Genomic DNA, 18564 nt, shown 5'->3' with positions numbered 1-18564 from the left:
TTATTGCATTTTCTGACCCAACGCATTGTCGTACAATGCCTTCGCATCAGCAACGGACAAAACCGTATCGTCGTCGATCACAAAGTCACCATCTGTAACCGTACCTAACTGGCGAACCGAAACATTGGACTTTTCCAGCGAGCCTTCAAACTGAGCCTGTTGATCCGGTGAAACCGACACGACCACCCGGCTCTGGCTCTCACCGAACAGGAACGCATCTTTCCGAAAACCGCCATCGGTCCGGATCGTAAAACCGGTTTGATTCACCATCGCCGATTCGGCCAGCGTGACGAACAACCCACCATCGGAAATATCGTGTGCCGAAACAACTAATTTTTCCTGAATAATACCCTTGACAATGGCTTGCAGCGTAAATTCTTCGTCCAGATCAAAAACCGGTGCCGGCGAGCCTTTGACGCCCCGGTATGAGTACAGATATTCCGATGAACCGACATCATTTTTCGACTCGCCCAGCAGGTAAATCAGGTCACCCGGCTGACGGAAACCGAGCGTCATGCGGTTATCCGGCTTTTCCATCAGCCCCAGCATCCCGATTGTCGGCGTCGGGAAAACCGGTCCTTCGTCGGAGCTCTGGTTGTAGAAACTGACGTTACCACCCGTTACCGGCGTATTGAATTTTTCGCAGGCTTTTTTCATCCCTTTGATGGCACCCACAAACTGCCAGTAAACCTCTGGCACATAGGGATTTCCGAAATTCAGGCAGTTTGTAATGGCCAGCGGTTCTCCACCCGAACACACGATGTTGCGGGCGGCTTCGGCCACGGCGATGGCGCACCCTTCTTCGGGGTCGGCATTGACGTAGCGGCTGTTGCAATCGACCGTGATGACGATGGATTTGTCGGTTCCTTTCACACTGACCACGGCGGCATCCGAAGGTTCGTTCGTGCTGCGGTTGGCGGTTCCGACCATCGAATCATATTGTTCGTAGACCCACCGGCGCGAGCAGATGTTCGGGTGCGAAAGCAGGTGTTCGGCAACCGTTTTGATCTCTGCGGTTTCTACGTCGGGAATACCATCAATCGTAAACTTCTTAAACTCCTGAAAATAAGCCGGTTCGCGGTATTCGCGATGGTATTGCGGAGCACCACCCCCCAGCACGAGGTCATCGGCGGGAACGTCGGCCACCAGCCGACCATAGCGGTGAAAATGCAAACGACCGGTATCGGTAACGACGCCGATCTGCTCACAATTCAAATCCCATTTATCAAAAATCTGACGAATAACGTCTTCCTTGCCTTTTTCAATGACCACCAGCATCCGTTCCTGCGACTCCGACAGGAGGATTTCGAACGGTTCCATGTTAAGCTGGCGCGTCGGCACTTTATCGAGGTCGATGTCCATACCGTGTTCGCCTTTGGCGCTCATTTCAGACGTCGAACAGATGATACCGGCTGCGCCCATATCCTGAATACCAATGACATAGCCTGTCGCAATGATCTCCAATGTGGCTTCCAGCAATAGTTTTTCCATGAACGGATCGCCCACCTGAACCGCCGGGAGTTTTTCGGTCGATTTATCCGAAATATCTTCTGATGCAAACGTTGCGCCGTGAATACCGTCTTTGCCCGTGGCTGATCCGACGATAAAAACCGGGTTACCAACACCATACGACGTAGCTTTTGCCACCTTTCCGGTTTCAACGATCCCGGCCGAGAACGCGTTGACGAGCGGATTGACGTTGTAACAATCGTCGAAATAAACCTCTCCGCCCACGGTCGGAATCCCGAACGCATTGCCGTAATCGCCGATGCCTTTGACCACACCTTTTAGCAGTCGCCGGGTTTTGGGCAACGATAAATTACCAAACCGCAAGGAGTTTAACTGGGCAATCGGCCGCGCGCCCATCGTAAAAATGTCGCGGTTGATCCCTCCCACACCGGTCGCTGCGCCCTGATACGGTTCGATGGCCGACGGGTGGTTGTGCGACTCGATCTTGAAACTACAGGCCAGACCATCGCCAATATCGACCAGACCGGCGTTTTCTTCACCTGCTTTGGCCAGCATCCGGCTCGGTGCATCGCCGGTGGTGTCGCGGGGCAGGGTTTTGAGCCAGACAATCGAGTTTTTATACGAGCAGTGCTCCGACCACATTACGGAGAAAATACTCAGTTCGGTGAAATTGGGTTTGCGACCCAGAATGGCAATGATACGGTCGTATTCGTCGGGAAGAAGGCCCAGTTTGCGAGCAGTTTCGAGAGTTGGTAATTGATCGGTCGTTTCAGCAGACATGCGGATTGAGCAGAATGTTCGTGTGGGCAAAGGTAAGGCTTTTCACGTATCCTGCCGAAACCGTTGCCGAACGAATCGGTAAATCAACCCTGAATTCTCAAAAAAATGGCCTAAATTTCCCGCAAACTTGAAACCGGAGCTGAAGACGGCCCCAATAAATTACTACGAATGGCCCAACGCAATCGCGAATCTCCCGTCCGGACCGTCCAGGTGACCCGCTACGTTACGCCGTTGCGCGAAGGCGGTTCGCTGCCCGCCATTGTGGATGCTGACGACGATTTTCTGTACGTGCTGAAATTTCGGGGCGCGGGTCAGGGCGTCAAAGCGCTCATTGCCGAACTGATCGCCGGGGAGCTAGCCCGCGCACTCGGTTTCCGGATTCCCGAAATTGTATTCGCCATTCTCGATCCGGCGATGGCCCGAACCGAACCGGACGAGGAAATTCAGGATTTGTTACGGGCCAGTGGAGGACTGAATCTGGGGCTGCACTTTCTTTCCCGCGCCACGACCTTCGATCCGGTTTTGAACGCGGTCAGCGCCCGGCTGGCGTCGCAGATTGTCTGGTTCGATTGTTTCATCACCAACGTGGATCGGACGGCCCGCAATACCAACATGCTGATCTGGCACCGGGAACTCTGGCTGATCGACCACGGAGCTGCGCTTTATTTTCACCATTCCGGGCAACCCTGGGAAGAACAGGCTAAAAAACCATTCGCAGCGGTGAAAGATCACGTGTTGCTCCCCTGGGCCACCGAATTAGATGCCGTCGATGCCGAATTTCGTCAGATATTAACTTCTGAACGCATTCAGGCCATTGTTGATCTGGTTCCGGATGAGTGGCTGACGAACGAGCCAACGGCCGATTCGGCGGAAGAACAACGACAGATTTATGTCCGGTTTTTAGAAACCCGGCTCGCCCATTCAGAAGTCTTTGTCAACGAAGCGAAACATGCCCAATCACTTGTTTGAGTACGCCGTGATCCGCGTCGTGCCACGCGTCGAACGCGAAGAATTCCTAAATGTCGGCGTCATATTGTATTGTCCGTCGCAAGGTTTTTTGCAGACGATTTTTGAACTGGATGAAAACCGCCTTACTGCTTTTTGCCGCGAAATCGATCTGACAGGCTTGCAGGAACGGCTGCAGGTTTTTCAGAAAATCGGCGCCGGTCGTCGGGAAGGCGGCCCCATCGGGCAACTGCCGATGGCAAGCCGGTTTCGGTGGCTCACGGCCAACCGCAGCACCATCGTACAAACCTCACCCGTTCACACCGGTTTGTGTGATGATGCCGCCGACAAGCTGACCCGTCTATTTGAACAACTGGTTTTGTAGAACCCTCGTACTCCGTTTTTAGACTGGCAAAAATACCTGAAACGTCGCTCCTTGGCCGGGCTCACTGATTGCCGTAATGGCTCCCCCATGGTTTGCCACTACTTTTTCACAAATGGCTAACCCAATGCCCGTACCCGGATACTGACTCCGGTTATGCAGCCGCTGGAAAACCTGAAAGATGCGATCGGTATATTTGTCGTCGAAACCAATGCCATTATCGCGAACCTCAATGAGGTGATAAGCTGAAGCTTCCCGACGCACTTCCACGTCTGCCGGTAATGCTTCCACCTGACGCGCTGTAGCGCTGATAACCGGCGGATGCCCCTGGCGTCGAAACTTGAGGGCGTTGGAGAGCAGATTGCCAAACAATTGATCCAATTGCAGCCGATCACCCAACACGACAGGCAGTGTACCTACTTCGATAACGGCCCCGGTTTCCGCCACGAGTAGTTCCAAATCGACCAGACATTGCGCCACTACGGCCGAAAGAAAAACCGGTTGTTTGTTTGGTTTCTGGGTATCGATGCGCGCAAAAGTTAGCAAGTCATTGATCAGCACCGACATACGCTCGGCAGCCAATTGCATCCGCTCCAGGTAGTCAGCACCCGAATCCGGCGCCCGCCCATAGCTTCTTTTTAACAGACCACTGAACTGCTGAATCTTGCGCAACGGTTCCTGTAAATCATGGGAGGCCACGTACGCAAACTGCTGTAAACTATCATTGGAGCGTTTCAGCTCATCAATTTTATTTTCCAGTTGCAACTGCAGCTGGCGCAGGCGGGTAAAATCAGTAAAATGAATGACAACCAATTCATTCATTTTGGACGTACTCATCAGGTTATAAAGATCCAGTCCGTCTTTGTCGTAGTGAATTTCAAAGGTGAGCGGCTCCCCCGTGGTGAACGTAAAAACCGGATTGGCAAAGCTCTCTGTTTCGAAATAACCGGGAAAGACTTCGCCGACCCGTCTCCCCTGCAACTGCTCGGGCGTGGTATTGGCGTAGGAAGCGTAGGCCTGGTTGGTGAGCTTAAAGCGAAAGTCGACAACCTGCCCCTTTTCAATGATCGGTTCCAGCACCTGCAACGGTTCTTTAAAGCCGTTGATGATGGTTTGCAGATACCCGTTGATCTCCACAAGTTCTGCCAGTTGGGCCGCATTCGTAATGTCTTCGGCGGTGTGAATAATGTATTGGATTTCCCCGGATTCATCCAGCACTGGTTTATTAACGGACCTCCACAGTTTCTGCTCAAAACCGCCCTTTAACGGATTAAACACGTCGTAGCGCTGGTCCGCCATTTGCTGGGGCTGCTTCCGGAGAATAGCCTGGTGTAACGAAGCGCTAAGGTTAACTACACCGGTAGCCTCCGGATTGGCATGATCGTCGGTAAAAGCTTCGAAAATACCTTTCCCCAGAATAGCTTCCCGAGTCGTGTAGGTAACGCTCAGGTACGCATCGGTGGCGGCCACGATGGTAAAGCGGGGAGCATCGGGTAAAAGAATGAGATGATTACCCGGCAGTGCATTGAGAACCAGTAAAGCCTCAACGAACGGTTGATTCATTGAAAGTGCGCCTTATTTGAAATTTCGCTCAATATAGATAATCAGCCGATAAATACATTCAACCGACCCGTCGATACATAGCAAACGGTTCTGTCCAGACCTTCCGTTGGATCGTGCCGGACCTGTAAGGTCAATTGACGCGTCCTTCATCCGCACCGCACGCTCGTCGGCGGAAACCGGATCGGAACTTCATAAGCTAGTTCACTCGTTTAAATTCATAACCTGCTCCTTCCTGCGCCCTGGCCAAATCTAAATACAGGCGATCCCTGTTAATTTGTAAACCGGGGTTCTGAACATACCAATTGGTTTCCCTGAGCTGGGCGCTGGTTTGTATCTGCAGTTTATTATTAACTTTAACAATCTCATAATCAACTACATCAACCTGATTGCCGTTTTGGATCAGTCGAATCTGTTTTGCATCGATAACCAGTTCTACGTTAGGAACCGGAGCATTCAGTAACATCGCATACACCCTGTCCAGTTTCCACTTACCCGGTAACCATTGCTTCGCTTGCTGCAAATCCTGCGTAAACTCTTTTTTAGGATCGTCTTTCGGACCGACCTCGTCCGATTTCTGACAACTTGTGATTCCCAGAATCACGAGCGCCAATAAGCTCAAAACCCTATTTTTCATCGTTCATCCGATTGATTTTTACTCAACGATGACCCCAAAAAAGCCCTTTAGGTTGGATTTTTTGACGGTAGGCGAAAAATAAAACCGCACCTGCAACTGCCTTAAATTCTGTAAGTTGAATCAGAGAGCCTGCCAACTCGAGGTGTGTTTGGCCCATAAAGCCCGAATGAGGATAAAACGGCGGGTTCGTCATTCCAACCAGTCCTGCGCCATTAGGGTCTTCCCGAAAAATTGTTTTTCTATGAAAGGAAATAGAGTTCGCGGGTGGCTGCTGGTCCTCATTCTGGCAAGTTGCCATTCCCGTACCGAGATTATGCCGTCGGAGGAATGGTCAGAGGGCTGCGTCGAATTAGCTCCTTACCAGGGAGAATATCGTTTAAGCGGGATGTGTTGCGCCTACGCGGTTTTCCCTTTGATCAAAAAGGCTCCGGATGGTTCATTCGAAGTGAACGGGAGCTACTATTCATTCAATGGTGCCCGATATGATTCCATTCCTATCAAAATCTCGGGAACCCTGACAACCAAAGATCCCGTGCTTACCCTGGCATATTCAGTTGGTTCACAGGCCAAGGTCCATCGATTAAAACCCGGACCGGCAAAAATGTTCTGCTATTGCGGATGCTTTTGAGTCCGCATTTTGGCGAATTATTTTTTAAAGGAATAGTATTTTCAGGCGAAATGAAAGTATACCTAATAGCCTCAAAAGGGCTATTAATAGAGATTGGTGTTTAGGACATGCCCGGTTTTTCGCCGGGTTCTGTTTTTACAGTGGGTTGATTAACGTGAAATGGTGCTGTCGTTTTCCCCGGAAAGACCGGCATTCGCCAGTAGTTGTCTTTCATCTGGTAACCCCTGCTGTCTTCCTCCAGTTGCATGAGGCTCAGAACTTTCGCTTACCCGAACCCGGGCACATCACCGATCAGGAGGGATTGCCACCGGCCTTTGTGCCTTCGATTGACCCGTAGAGGCTCATCTGGACCGCCACCCGCGATAGACTTTACAGCCACGATAGGCCCCGGTTGAAGGTGTTTTAGCCGGCCCCCGACGGAAAACCACCTATTTGCTTTGCCGGGATGGACCAATTCGGATTGTTTCCGAACGGGTTGATATCGATCAATTCGATCCACGGAACGAATCAACTGTTCCGGCAACCTGCTTTTCGATAATTTGTAATTAGTAAGAAATCGTATCGGCGCTGGGTCGATCGACAGCATGGACTTTGGTTACTTTAGTATAGCGACGGGGTGGTAGGCCGGGATCGTAGAATAAAGTAGGGGCCAGTGAATTTGTATCCCCACCCGATCGGCTCACGATGCCTTTTTATCGGTTGGTGAATCGTGCTTGCCTTCGTACACTTCTTTCAGAAACAAGCCCGTCGATCCGGAAAAAGACATGATCGCGTATTGGGTGGCGGTATATCCCTGTGTTCCCTTCAATCGGGCCAGTTCCAGCATGGCGTCCCGCTTCAGATCCAGGTGATCATTCAGCCAGGAAACCATCTGATTGAAGGCTCGCGTATACTCCTGTTCTTCTTCCGGTGTCATGACTCAGTCCGTTGGTGCCTCAATTGCACACCCTTGCCAGTTAACGTTTGGCCCAAATGGGGTATTTTTCGTCCTTCAATAAAAATAGCCACCCCGTTTCTGAAGTGGCTAAGTCGCTAAAAATCAAGTGATCCCGTTTGGATTCGAACCAAAGACCGTCTGATTAGAAATCAGATGCTCTATCCAACTGAGCTACGGGACCTGATTCAGGCCCCAAAAGTACAGCAATGGCCGCAATTCCACAAGAAAACACGTTGCCGATTTCGGGTTGTCCACTTCTATCCAACCTTCTTCAGACATAAATACCATGTATGTTGTTTGGTATCCCGTTGACCGGGAATTCTCTTCAACAAAGATACTGGAGTGATGGCAACACGGATGGGTGTAAAAACGACAATTGTAGGGTGGATTGCGTCAAAAGGCGATTCGAATACCGCTACTTGACCTGCGAAGTTGGACAATTTGAACAGAATGTTCGGGTCATGAAATCGAAGAATTCGGGACCGTTGAGGTGAAACTACCAATTATTTAAAAAACCGCCCAAATCAGCTGATTTAGGCGGTTTTTAGCGTCGGGGTGGCAGGATTCGAACCTACGACCTCCTGGTCCCAAACCAGGCGCGATACCGGGCTACGCTACACCCCGATTACTTTTGAGAGCACAAAGGTACGATTTAAATTCGAAAAAGAAAATCAATGCCTTTAAATTCCCTGAACTTACTATCTATTTTGCAGAGAGAGGAAGTGCAATTAAACATAACCATCTCTCGACCGAAGCAGCGGGAACGATTTCCGTTCCTACGGTGCAAATATACAGATTCTTCGTTATTCACAAAGGGGAAATTTTGCCAGATTCAGTGGTGTCCTGAACCCTTTAAAGTGAGCCAGTGAAAAGTAGGGTACTTTCATTACTAATCGAAAAGGGAATGAAAACAACCGCATCGACGGGCCGCACAATTTACCGAGTCGCAAATTGTAGCAATCCTCAACCAACAGAACAGTGACCAAACCGTCACCCAGATTACCCGAGCGCCTGGCATTCACGAGTCCATGTTTTGCAACCGTGCGGGCGGCCCCGTGGCGGGCTAAATACGACGGGCTGCAAGTCTCGGAGGTAAAACGGCTCAAAGAAATGGAACGGGGCCGCCCGATCGATTGTATGCCGAGTTGAGTCTGCAAATCATCCCGATCACGAACCAGTCGTTTTATGGACGTTAAAAGTGCCTTACGAATGGGCGTTTTTAAAAGACAGTTGTATGGGCAGTATTTTTGTAAAGTAGATCCAACTTCTTAGGAGCTAAAATCCATAGCAGTCCGTAAAAGCGGCTTTTACGTTTCGTTAACATTCTTTTACTATCCCCCCAACACATCTTCGTATAAAGACGTGTAGGTTTGTTGAAATCCCTGAAAACAACAAGAGAAATGACGAAGCTCGTATCCATTTGTACTTTATTGATGGTTGTTTTTTGCACTTCCTGTGGAGGACAAAAAAAAACAGACCTCCCAAACGATACCATCAAGTCCGAAATTAAAGACATTGGGCCCAATATAATGGTTCGGATTATAAAAAAAGGCAGCAATGGCACCATTCTGCTGGCTGGCCCGAACAACGCATCCTTTGGTGATGTTTTTCGATACGATCCCGGACGGGCAGATGGAAAATCGTTTACGAATCTCACCAGTAAAATAGGTCAGCACCGATTCTGGGATGTCCTGGAAGATCGACGGGGAAATACTTGGTTCGCTTCGACGGATTCAGGCGTTTATTATGACAACGGGAAATCCATTCAACATTTCACGACCGCGGAGGGGCTTCCCGATAATCGGGTTACGTCTGTTTATGAAGATAAAGCCGGTATTATCTGGTTCGGCACTGGAAGTGGACTAAGCCGTTACGATCCCAGACGGGCAGTTGGGAAATCGTTTCGAAATTTCACCTCTCCGAACGCCCCGCTTTTTTATAAAGATGGGCATTTGAATAATGATATTAATACAATCATTGAAGATAAAACCGGGAAATTGTGGGTGGGCACCCAGGGCGACGCCTTTGTTTATGACGGGGAAAAATTTACCACGTTAACCCATCAAGGGGAACCCTTTCTCCACGTTTCGGCTATACTGGAAGATCGAAAAGGTACAATTTGGCTCAGCGGTTTCAATGGTTTTAGAGGAGGCCGTCTGCCCGGTGGCCTCTATCGCTATGACGGCAGTATCTTTACGAAGGTATCGGAGAGAGGTGCCAATGAGATCATCCAGGATAAAAAAGGAAACATTTGGACGACTGGTCCGGTAAATCCGGCTAATTCGACGGTCCAGGCAGTTTCCCGTTATGATGCAAAGTCCTTGTATAGTGATAAGCCAACTGTAACCGAAATTAGGTTAGGAAAGGCTTTTCTGGGGCTTTTGGAAGCGAACGATGGAAGTATATGGTTTGGCGATGCGACCGGCGTGTATCGGTATGATGGAAAAACCATCACGGACTTTTATAATAAAGAGGGGCAGAAAAAATATAGCATCGATACCAAGCAAAGTGCGGTCGTCTGGAAAGGTTCCAGGCTGCTTGGTGGATGGGAAGGTTCCAAGTTTCTCGGTGATGGGACCAATACAGGGGACGTCGATATAGTAAAAGGAGAATTGTTGATCGACAACCGTCATCTGGTGGGCGGTGCCGTTGAAGTCGACATGAATACAATTGAAAATTTTGTTGATCAACGTTCACACAATAAATTCCCTCCATTTTTTGATGTCAAAAAATTCCCTGTTTCTACGTTCGCCATTACGAAGGTTGAAACAGGGAATGAAGGAAATACAAAAGTTCCAACTGATGGAAGTATAAGAGTTAATGAAGGAAATATAAAAGTTACAGGGAACCTGACCCTTGAAGGGATCACGAAGGCCGTTACTTTTCCAGCCAAAATGCATTTTAAGGACGGCATGGACGGAACTGTCGAACTGAATGGCACGCTGATCATTGATCGAACCGATTGGGGTATCGATTATGGATCAGAAAAGCACTTTTATCAGACTGGTGATGCCATTTTGGACGATGTTAAACTGTTTATGAAAATCGTAGCGAAAAAATAACATCTGGGGTACAGTGCCGCATGTCTTATCCTGGCCATTCCTGGGTTGAAAGTGGCCTATGGAAAACAGCGCCTGGCAATAAGTACCATAGTCCCCGCCATGTCCAGCGTAATTTCGGTAACTTTTTTTGGAGAATTTTCCGCAGGATAGCGATCACCGTTTCCGCCATTGTACCGGTGATAATGGTGACAATGCTTCCGCATCGGCGGGCCGACTTTCCCGCCTTTCGCTGCTTTATGGGTCAGGATCGGGTATCGCTCGCCATGCGAAAGGCGAGTTTCGTCGATCGTTTAAAAACAAAATAACCTACTTATAACAAGTAGGTTACCAAAAGCCTTTGCGGAGAGAGAGGGATTCGAACCCTCGGTACCGTTGCCAGTACGACAGTTTAGCAAACTGTTCCTTTCGGCCACTCAGGCATCTCTCCGAAACGATCTCCAACCCGTTTTGCGGTGATTGGGGTCACAAATATAGAGCTATTCCACTTTTTTCGCCAAGATTTCACACAAAAAGTTTCAGCGGAAATTACAGCCCACCGCATGGCATCCCGTCATTTCCTTCTAATTTCGCAGCTTTACGAATTCAACCCGACGGTCGTCGGTTCGTTGATGTGCTGATCCTGCGGAGGTTGCATGAACTGGAATCATAGCCTGACCCAAACCGAATATCTGTTCATGGCGGTTTTTGTACTGCTGTACGGCTATTACTTTTTTCGAATTTTTCGGGTAGCCCGCCTGCTGGGCACATCGGCCTGGGCCACCATTCCGAAATTTTTTCTCCGAACCGGTTATTTAACCTTGCTGGTGGTGGCACTACTCGGTCCCTCATTCGGAGTTGTTGAGAAAGAACTCATTTCGGAAGGAAAAGATATCTATATCGCCGTTGACCTGTCGAAATCGATGGACGCTACTGATATTCCACCGACGCGGCTCGAAAAAGTAAAGTTCGAGCTAAAACGGCTCATCGAAGCCCTGCCCGGTAACCGCTTCGGGTTACTGGTATTCTCGACGGAAGCCTACGTGCATGCCCCGCTCACGTCCGACCAGGGGGCGCTGGCCCTCTTTATTCAGTCGTTAACCACCCGGCTCGTACCCGAATCTGGCACCAACATCTGTTCGGCGGTTGCCCTGGCCCTGCGGAAACAACTGGCCGAAACTTCGGACCTGAACCAAACAAAAGTGCTGGTGTTGCTGACCGACGGCGAAGATTTTGGGGAGTGTGACCCAGCACTCGCAGGTCAGATGCGTCGGTACGGGGTTGCGCCTTTTGTAGTGGGTGTTGGCACCGAGACCGGTTCGACGGTTCCGACACCCAAAGGCAATTTGCGCGATAAGGACGGAAATATCGTGCACACCCAATTAAACCGGACCTATTTACGCCAGTTTGTGAAAGACACGCGGGGCTCCTATCTGGAACTGGCGTCGTCGTCCGGCGATCTGACGCCCCTCGTTTCAGCCATTCAAAATCTGGAAAACCGCCTGATCGATCAGCGGAAGCTGGAGGTGACAACGAATAAATACTATTATTTTCTGGTTGCGGCTCTCGTCCTGATTGCCATCGATCTTTTGGTGACGGTTCGCACGTTTAAGCTGTAAAGCCCGTTCCAGTTGTCCTAAAGAGTTCGTATTTTTGCGAAACGCCCATTAACCCAACATGACCTACCTGATTTTATCGGTATTGCTCTGGTTGTATGACAATCGTTCGTTCGATAAAATTTCGCATGATAACATCGCGCGGATCGAAGGCTTGCGGGCTTATCAGTCCGGTAATTACAAACGCGCAGCCGAGCAGTATGTTGCGCTGGTCAACTCGGCTCTTTTTGTCGAACCCTCGGCTCGTCTGAACCTGGCTCACTCCTATTTTCAGCTTCGGCAATACGCTCAGGCTCAGAAACATTACCGCCTGGTAGCAAGGGTAAACCAACCCGATCTGGCTGCAACAGCCGAAGTCCAGCTGGGCGTTATTTCGGTGATTCAGGGCGATTCAAGCTCCGCGCTGGCCTTCTTTCGGAAGGCAATGAACACGGTTCCGGCACTTGAACCAGCCCAATTCAATTACGAACTGATCAAAAAAACCTATTCTGGCAAACCCCTTCCCAACAGTTCCCAACGGCCTAAACCCAAACCCCAACAACGTACGGAGGAAATGGAAGTGGCCATGGAAACCGGTCAGGATAGCGGTACGGAAGTGGAACAGGGCGACAATAAAGACGAATTGCTGCGTCGGTTGCGGTCGCTGAACTTATCGGAAGAACAGGCTTTGTCCATCCTGAATGCCATGCAGGACAACGAAGTCCAATACATTCACCAACGCAAGCAAACGACGGGTTCGAAAAACCGTCAACAATTTAATACGTATTAATTTAAGGTAAGGCAACTGGTTTAAGGTTTATTAATTCCAAGATAAACATTTGATAACAAACCAAATACCGTTAAACCAGAAACCTGAAACGAAAAAGTCAGGCGCTAAACATGAATGAGGTAGTGATTGTCTCGGCGGTTCGTACGCCGATCGGTAGTTTTGGCGGGGCTTTATCGTCCCTTTCGGCGATTGACCTGGGAGCAACTGCGATCCGGGGGGCGCTGGAAAAAGCGGGAGTTTCACCCGAACAGGTCGACGAGGTGATCATGGGCAATGTCGTCTCGGCCAATCTGGGTCAGGCTCCGGCGCGTCAGGCGGCTTTGAAAGCCGGTTTGCCCATTCACGCCCGTTGCACGACCGTTAACAAAGTCTGCGCGTCAGGCACCAAGGCCATCATGATCGCGGCCCAAACCATTCAGTTGGGGCAGGCCGATGTCATCATTGCCGGTGGGATGGAAAGCATGTCTAATGCTCCTTATTATATTCCGAAAGCTCGTTTTGGTTACAAATATGGCGATGGACAATTGATCGACGGCCTGGCCAAAGACGGTTTGGTCGATCCCTTCGACCGGCATCCGATGGGCGTTTTTGCGGATTTGACGGCAAAAAAATACAACATCAGTCGTGAAACGCAGGATGCATTCGCGATCCAGTCGTATCAACGGGCTGCCGAAGCTTCGAAAAAGGGTAAATTCGGAGCCGAGATTGTTTCGGTTGACGTACCTTTGAATAAAGGCATCCAAACCGTCAGTGAAGACGAGGAATTCAAAAATGTGATCTTTGAGAAAGTTTCAAAGCTCAAACCGGCTTTTACACCCGACGGAACCGTTACAGCCGCCAACGCTTCGACGATCAACGACGGCGCATCGGCCCTGTTAGTAATGAGCCGGAAAAAAGCGGATGAACTGGGTTTAAAACCGATCGCCCGGATTCTGGGGTACGCGGATGCCGAGCGCGAACCGGCCGAATTTACAACGGCGCCGGTTCTGGCGATACCGGCGGCATTGAAACGGGCGGGCGTCAAACCGGAAAATGTGGATTTTTACGAAATCAACGAGGCTTTTTCGGTCGTACCGCTGGCTTGCAGTCAATTACTGGACATACCGCAGGACAAACTGAACGTATACGGCGGAGCAGTTTCGCTGGGCCATCCACTGGGCGCTTCCGGTGCGCGAATCGTGACGACACTGACGAGTATTTTACAGCAACAAAACGGGCAGATCGGAGCCGTCGGCATTTGCAATGGCGGAGGTGGTGCGTCGGCGCTCGTAATCGAAAAAATTTAACTTAATTATCAACTAATCAACCATTTCTGCATTGATTTTTCTTCGTTGGAAAACCAATTTCAATGGAAGAATTTCGAATGTTGAAGTTGAACGCAAGGGCAGAGTCAGATGACGAAAACGAAACAAGCCATCAAGGAAACCAATTTTAAGTTCGACGGACAAACCGGTTTTTACCGGGGAAAAGTCCGGGATGTATACCAATTTGACGACCGCCTGGTGATGGTGGCCAGCGACCGGATTTCGGCTTTCGACGTGGTTTTACCCGTTCCGATTCCGTTCAAAGGGCAGGTTTTGAACCAAACCGCAGCACATTTTTTGAAAGCCACGGCCGATATCGTTCCGAACTGGCTGCTGGACGTTCCCGACCCGAATGTGAGTGTGGGTCTGAAATGCCAGTCGTACCCGGTCGAGATGGTCGTTCGCGGTTACCTGGCGGGGCATGCCTGGCGCGAATACCGCGCGGGTCGCCGAACGCTCTGTGGCGTTTCACTGCCCGACGGATTAAAAGAAGCCGACAAATTGCCGGAGCCGATCATTACACCATCGACCAAGGCACAGGAAGGCCACGACGAAGACATTTCGCGGGAGGAAATCCTGAAACAAGGCATTGTCCCTGAAAATGAGTATGTTCAACTGGAGAAATACGCCCTGGCGCTGTTCAACCGCGGGACGGAAATGGCCGCAGAACGGGGGTTGATCCTGGTCGATACCAAGTATGAATTTGGGTTGCTGGATGGTCAGATTTATTTAATTGATGAGATTCATACGCCCGATTCATCCCGGTATTTTTACCTGGATTCCTACGCCGAAAATCAGAAAAAAGGACTACAGCAGAAACAATTGTCGAAGGAATTTGTGCGGGAATGGCTCATTGCCAATAACTTTCAGGGAAAAGAAGGGCAAACGATCCCGGAAATGACGGACGAATGGATCGATCAGATTTCCGGCCGCTACATCGAATTGTACGAAACCGTAACCGGGCAGCCCTTCGTTCGCTCCGAAACGGAGAATATTTACAACCGGATTGAAGAAAATATCCGCCGTTCACTCGCAGTTCGTTAATTTTGAAACGGAAAAGTTTACCTTATTATGAATTACGCCATCGAAAAAAACGAGCAATATGCGCTCGTTACACTCAATGAACCGGTATTTGGCGGAGACGTACCAGCCACGTTCGAAACGCTCAGTCGAAACCTTTTTCGCGAAGGGTACAGCAATATTATCGTCGATTTTAACCCGGTTCAGAACGTTGAAACGGAAGGCGTCCCGACCATCCGGAAGATTAACCGGCAGTGCAGTAATGAATCCGGATTATTGATTCTGGTTACTAAAAGTGAGGACGTCATTGGTTTTTTGGACAGCTCTAAAATCCAGGATCTGACCATTCTGCCCACGGTGGAGGAAGCCATCGATGCGGTTTTTATGAACGAACTCGAAAACGATTTCCGTAGCGAAGACGATGACAGCTACGAATTTGGGGGGAGTGCGGAAGATTAAAATAGAAACGAAATTGAATCATCCTTGAAATCAATAATGAATATAAGTTTCAAGGATGATTCGCCTACCGAATAGCCGACAAGTAAATCCGCTCCACGACTTCCTGCAAAACCGCTCCCTGCTCCGCCGTACAGACATTTGACGGTTTTCCAAGGCAGGCATCGACAAAAGCCGATGTGTTTTTCAATTGAATATCAACTGCTTCCAGATACGGAAAATTAACATCCGCCAACTCGCCGGCCACTTCCGTATACAAGGATAACGGAAACAGCTTCGCTCCTCCCCGGCTGCCAAACACCTCCAGATTGCGGTCAATGTCAGTTTGCGTATTTAGGGCAAATGAAGCCGAAAGCATGATCGAAGCGTTGGTAGCGAACGACAGGTAAGCCATCGCGGCATCTTCCACTTCGAACTTCTGCGGATCCCAGGAACCCATCAATCCTTTACCACCGGTTTTTCCAATGAAATCATACGTATTCGCCAGAATGCCCGTCGGGACCGCATAATCGAGCGCGCACAAAGCCAGGTCGAGAACGTGAACACCCAGATCCATCAAAGCGCCACCGCCCTGCATTTCCTTATTCGTAAAATAACCCCAGCCCGGAATACCCCGCCGACGCAGAAAATTGGCTTTAATGTGGTAAATTTCACCCAGTTGCCCGCTGGCTTTGCACTTCATCAGCAGCTCCCACTCACTGGTTTGCCGTAGTTGCAGGTTGTACGCCAGCACCAGTCCTTTTTTAGCGGCCAGCTCCGCCATTTCGCGGGCTTCGCTGGCCCGAATGGCGGGCGGCTTTTCGCAGAAAACATGGCAGCCCTGTTCGAGGGCCTGCATCGCGAAGGGATAATGCAAATTGTTGGGCGTACAGATCACCACCAGATTCGGATGACATTCCCGGTACATTTCGCCGGCATCCGAATACGCAAACGGAATGCTGTGCTGATCGGCCAGCGCGCGGGCTTTCGCGGCATCCCGGCTGCAAACAGCCACTATTTCAACCTGCTCCGACAAGTGTTTCAGTGCCGGAATGTGGTTTTTATCGGCAATACTTCCTCCACCAATGAGGGCGGCTTTGAATTTCGACATGTGAGTTACGGAGAATAGTTGGGAACTAAGTTGTTTCGCGGAGTTAAGCGGAGCAGAGTTACGCAGAGTTTTTCTCCGCTACCCTCAAATAACCCCCGCTTAACTCCCCGAAACGATATCATTATAGCACCAGAAACTGGCTCAGGTAATTCCGGGCGGTCAGAATGGCGGTTTGCACGTCTTCGGCACTGCCTTCGTATGCTTTGTCTTCCACCTCAATGCACACCGGTCCCCGGTAGCGAACGTCGGTCAGGGCCGCGAAGAAATCCCGCCAGCGGACGTCGCCCAAACCGGGCAGTTTGGGCGAGTGATACTCCAGCGGATTGGCCATAATTCCGACCCGGTTTAGCTTCTCGCGGTACAGTTTTACATCCTTCAGGTGAATGTGGTGCAGCCGGTCTTTGTAATCGTAAATGGGCCGAACTTCGTCCATGATCTGAAAAATCAGGTGCGACGGATCGTAGTTTAGCCCCAGAATCCGCGACGGAATGATCTCGAACATCCGGTCCCAGATGGCGGGCGTCGTCGCCAGATTTTTGCCTCCCGGCCACTCGTCGTCGGTAAACCACATCGGACAGTTTTCGATGCCGATCTTGACGTTATTTTCTTCGGCCACTTTTACTATTTCGGGCCAGTGTTGGGCGAACAGCTTCAGATTTTCCGTGATATTCAGGCCCGGGTTTCGCCCGATAAACGTGTTGACAACCGGCACATTCAGCTTCGCAGCCGCCCGAATGACCTTCCTGATGTGCTCCCGGTAATATTCCGCCTTGGCCGGATCGGGGTCGAGCGGATTGGGATAATACCCCAAACCGGAAATATAAACGCCGTATTTTTGCGTAAGTTTCTGAATGTGTTGCACATCCAGATTGTCTACGTCAATGTGCGAAACCCCAGCATACCGCCTTGCATCGGCGTTATCCGTGGGCCAGCACATCATCTCCACACACCTGAACTTCTGTTCAGACGCAAATTTCAACACATATTCCAGATCGTGATCCGCCAGAATCGCACTTACAAAACCGAGATGCAGCATTAGCTAGTTGGATGGTTTATCGTTTACGGTTTTTGGTATACGGTTTTCGGTTGCTGACGCACACAGTATAACTAATGGGCCCGCCAACCGAAAACCGTATACCAAAAACCGTAAACCTATTTAATTAATATCCTTTTGATTCGTTGATAACTTCAGTCGGGCTGTCCGAATTTGTGAGGCCAAACCGGCGGTAGGCATCTTCCAGGATGGCCGCCGTGGCGCTGGCGCCCAGCCGGGCAACACCCATTGCCTGGACTTTCAGCAAACCGTCGAGCGTTCGGACACCTCCGGCGGCTTTTACTTTGACGCCCGGTCCGACGTGATCGAGCATCAGTTTTAAATCGTGTTCGGTGGCTCCTTCGTACGAATACTTCCCGTCGGCACCTTTCACAAAACCGTACCCCGTCGAGGTTTTGACGTACTCCGCTCCCACTTCCGTGCAGATTTCGCACAACCGGATTTTGTGGGAATCCTCGGGCAAAAAATCGTTTTCAAAAATGACCTTTAAGATAGCGTTGTGCCGGATGCATTCGTCGTGAACCGCCCGGATTTCTTCGGTAACATACGCCCACTCCTTGCTCAACACTTTCCCGATATTTACAACCATATCAATTTCAACGGCTCCATCCAGACAAGCCTGCCGGGTTTCGGCCACTTTAATGGTTGTCGCGCTGTTGCCATGCGGAAAACCGATCACCGTTCCCACCAGCACATCGCTCCCGGCCAGGAGTTCAACGGCCTGTTTGACGGCATACGGTTTGATGCACACGGAAGCCACGTCATATTTCTTGGCTAATTCGCAGCCTTCCCGCAATTCGTCGTCGGTCAGCGTCGGATGAAGCAACGAATGATCGATCATTTTGGCCAGCTCGTGGATCAATGTGGTATCCATGAAA

General features: G+C 50.1%; 16 protein-coding genes and 3 tRNA genes. 8 read left to right on the top strand and 11 right to left on the bottom strand.

From position 1 onward, the window contains the following. Entirely contained in the window at positions 1-2250 is a 2250-nt protein-coding gene (gene purL / locus EHT25_RS01270; RefSeq protein WP_124869454.1) for a phosphoribosylformylglycinamidine synthase subunit PurL, read from the bottom strand. A 168-nt stretch (positions 2251-2418) separates the two neighbouring features. On the opposite strand from purL, the gene EHT25_RS01265 reads away from it, so the two are divergent. Then, positions 2419-3219 carry a HipA family kinase gene (locus EHT25_RS01265; RefSeq protein ID WP_124869450.1) on the top strand — a complete coding sequence of 267 codons (801 nt, stop codon included), beginning with the start codon at positions 2419-2421 and terminating at the stop codon, positions 3217-3219. Then, complete coding sequence (locus EHT25_RS01260) at positions 3200-3580, top strand: DUF3037 domain-containing protein (protein WP_124869447.1); 381 nt, start codon at positions 3200-3202, stop codon at positions 3578-3580. Before EHT25_RS01265 ends, EHT25_RS01260 begins: the two co-directional genes overlap by 20 nt. 18 nt (positions 3581-3598) lie before the next feature. On the opposite strand, the gene EHT25_RS01255 is transcribed toward EHT25_RS01260, so the two are convergent. The 6 genes from EHT25_RS01255 to EHT25_RS01235 form a co-directional block, all read right to left on the bottom strand. After that, positions 3599-5140: a sensor histidine kinase gene (locus EHT25_RS01255; RefSeq protein ID WP_124869445.1), complete on the bottom strand. Its 1542-nt coding sequence runs from the start codon at positions 5138-5140 to the stop codon at positions 3599-3601. A 196-nt stretch (positions 5141-5336) separates the two neighbouring features. Continuing rightward, entirely contained in the window at positions 5337-5774 is a 438-nt protein-coding gene (locus EHT25_RS01250) for a hypothetical protein (protein ID WP_124869442.1), read from the bottom strand. 728 nt (positions 5775-6502) lie between these two features. Then, positions 6503-6649: a hypothetical protein gene (locus tag EHT25_RS32900; protein ID WP_221622230.1), complete on the bottom strand. Its 147-nt coding sequence runs from the start codon at positions 6647-6649 to the stop codon at positions 6503-6505. 432 nt (positions 6650-7081) lie between these two features. Further along, complete coding sequence (locus tag EHT25_RS01245) at positions 7082-7318, bottom strand: hypothetical protein (RefSeq protein WP_124869439.1); 237 nt, start codon at positions 7316-7318, stop codon at positions 7082-7084. A 128-nt stretch (positions 7319-7446) separates the two neighbouring features. After that, positions 7447-7520, bottom strand: a tRNA-Arg gene (locus tag EHT25_RS01240). Between the two features lie 369 nt (positions 7521-7889). Further along, a tRNA-Pro gene (locus EHT25_RS01235) sits at positions 7890-7963 on the bottom strand. Positions 7964-8739: 776 nt separating this feature from the next. Here EHT25_RS01235 and EHT25_RS01230 point away from each other — a divergent pair. Continuing rightward, complete coding sequence (locus tag EHT25_RS01230) at positions 8740-10401, top strand: YceI family protein (protein WP_124869436.1); 1662 nt, start codon at positions 8740-8742, stop codon at positions 10399-10401. A gap of 340 nt (positions 10402-10741) precedes the next feature. Here EHT25_RS01230 and EHT25_RS01220 read toward each other — a convergent pair. Further along, positions 10742-10828, bottom strand: a tRNA-Ser gene (locus tag EHT25_RS01220). A gap of 205 nt (positions 10829-11033) precedes the next feature. On the opposite strand from EHT25_RS01220, the gene EHT25_RS01215 reads away from it, so the two are divergent. From EHT25_RS01215 to EHT25_RS01195, 5 genes are all read left to right on the top strand, one after another. Next, positions 11034-11996 (top strand): VWA domain-containing protein, encoded by a 963-nt coding sequence (locus tag EHT25_RS01215; protein ID WP_124869432.1) that lies wholly within the window; start codon positions 11034-11036, stop codon positions 11994-11996. Positions 11997-12054: 58 nt separating this feature from the next. Continuing rightward, a complete protein-coding gene (locus tag EHT25_RS01210; protein WP_124869429.1) occupies positions 12055-12762 on the top strand; it encodes a tetratricopeptide repeat protein in 708 nt (235 codons plus the stop codon). A 110-nt stretch (positions 12763-12872) separates the two neighbouring features. Beyond that, complete coding sequence (locus EHT25_RS01205) at positions 12873-14048, top strand: thiolase family protein (protein WP_124869426.1); 1176 nt, start codon at positions 12873-12875, stop codon at positions 14046-14048. A 108-nt stretch (positions 14049-14156) separates the two neighbouring features. Next, a complete protein-coding gene (locus tag EHT25_RS01200; protein WP_124869422.1) occupies positions 14157-15110 on the top strand; it encodes a phosphoribosylaminoimidazolesuccinocarboxamide synthase in 954 nt (317 codons plus the stop codon). A gap of 27 nt (positions 15111-15137) precedes the next feature. After that, the gene (locus EHT25_RS01195) at positions 15138-15545 is read left to right on the top strand and encodes an STAS domain-containing protein (RefSeq protein WP_124869419.1); all 408 of its coding nucleotides are present in this window, start codon (positions 15138-15140) and stop codon (positions 15543-15545) included. A gap of 64 nt (positions 15546-15609) precedes the next feature. On the opposite strand, the gene EHT25_RS01190 is transcribed toward EHT25_RS01195, so the two are convergent. From EHT25_RS01190 to deoC, 3 genes are all read right to left on the bottom strand, one after another. Then, positions 15610-16632 carry a Gfo/Idh/MocA family protein gene (locus EHT25_RS01190; protein ID WP_124869415.1) on the bottom strand — a complete coding sequence of 341 codons (1023 nt, stop codon included), beginning with the start codon at positions 16630-16632 and terminating at the stop codon, positions 15610-15612. Between the two features lie 121 nt (positions 16633-16753). Further along, positions 16754-17668: a sugar phosphate isomerase/epimerase family protein gene (locus EHT25_RS01185; protein WP_124869412.1), complete on the bottom strand. Its 915-nt coding sequence runs from the start codon at positions 17666-17668 to the stop codon at positions 16754-16756. Between the two features lie 124 nt (positions 17669-17792). Then, positions 17793-18560 (bottom strand): deoxyribose-phosphate aldolase, encoded by a 768-nt coding sequence (gene deoC, locus EHT25_RS01180; protein WP_124869409.1) that lies wholly within the window; start codon positions 18558-18560, stop codon positions 17793-17795. Positions 18561-18564 lie beyond the last annotated feature (4 nt).

Source organism: Larkinella rosea (assembly GCF_003858635.1).
Lineage (GTDB): Bacteria > Bacteroidota > Bacteroidia > Cytophagales > Spirosomataceae > Larkinella > Larkinella rosea.
Note: the sequence above shows the minus strand (reverse complement) of the source record. Positions and strands in the feature narration are given on the sequence as shown.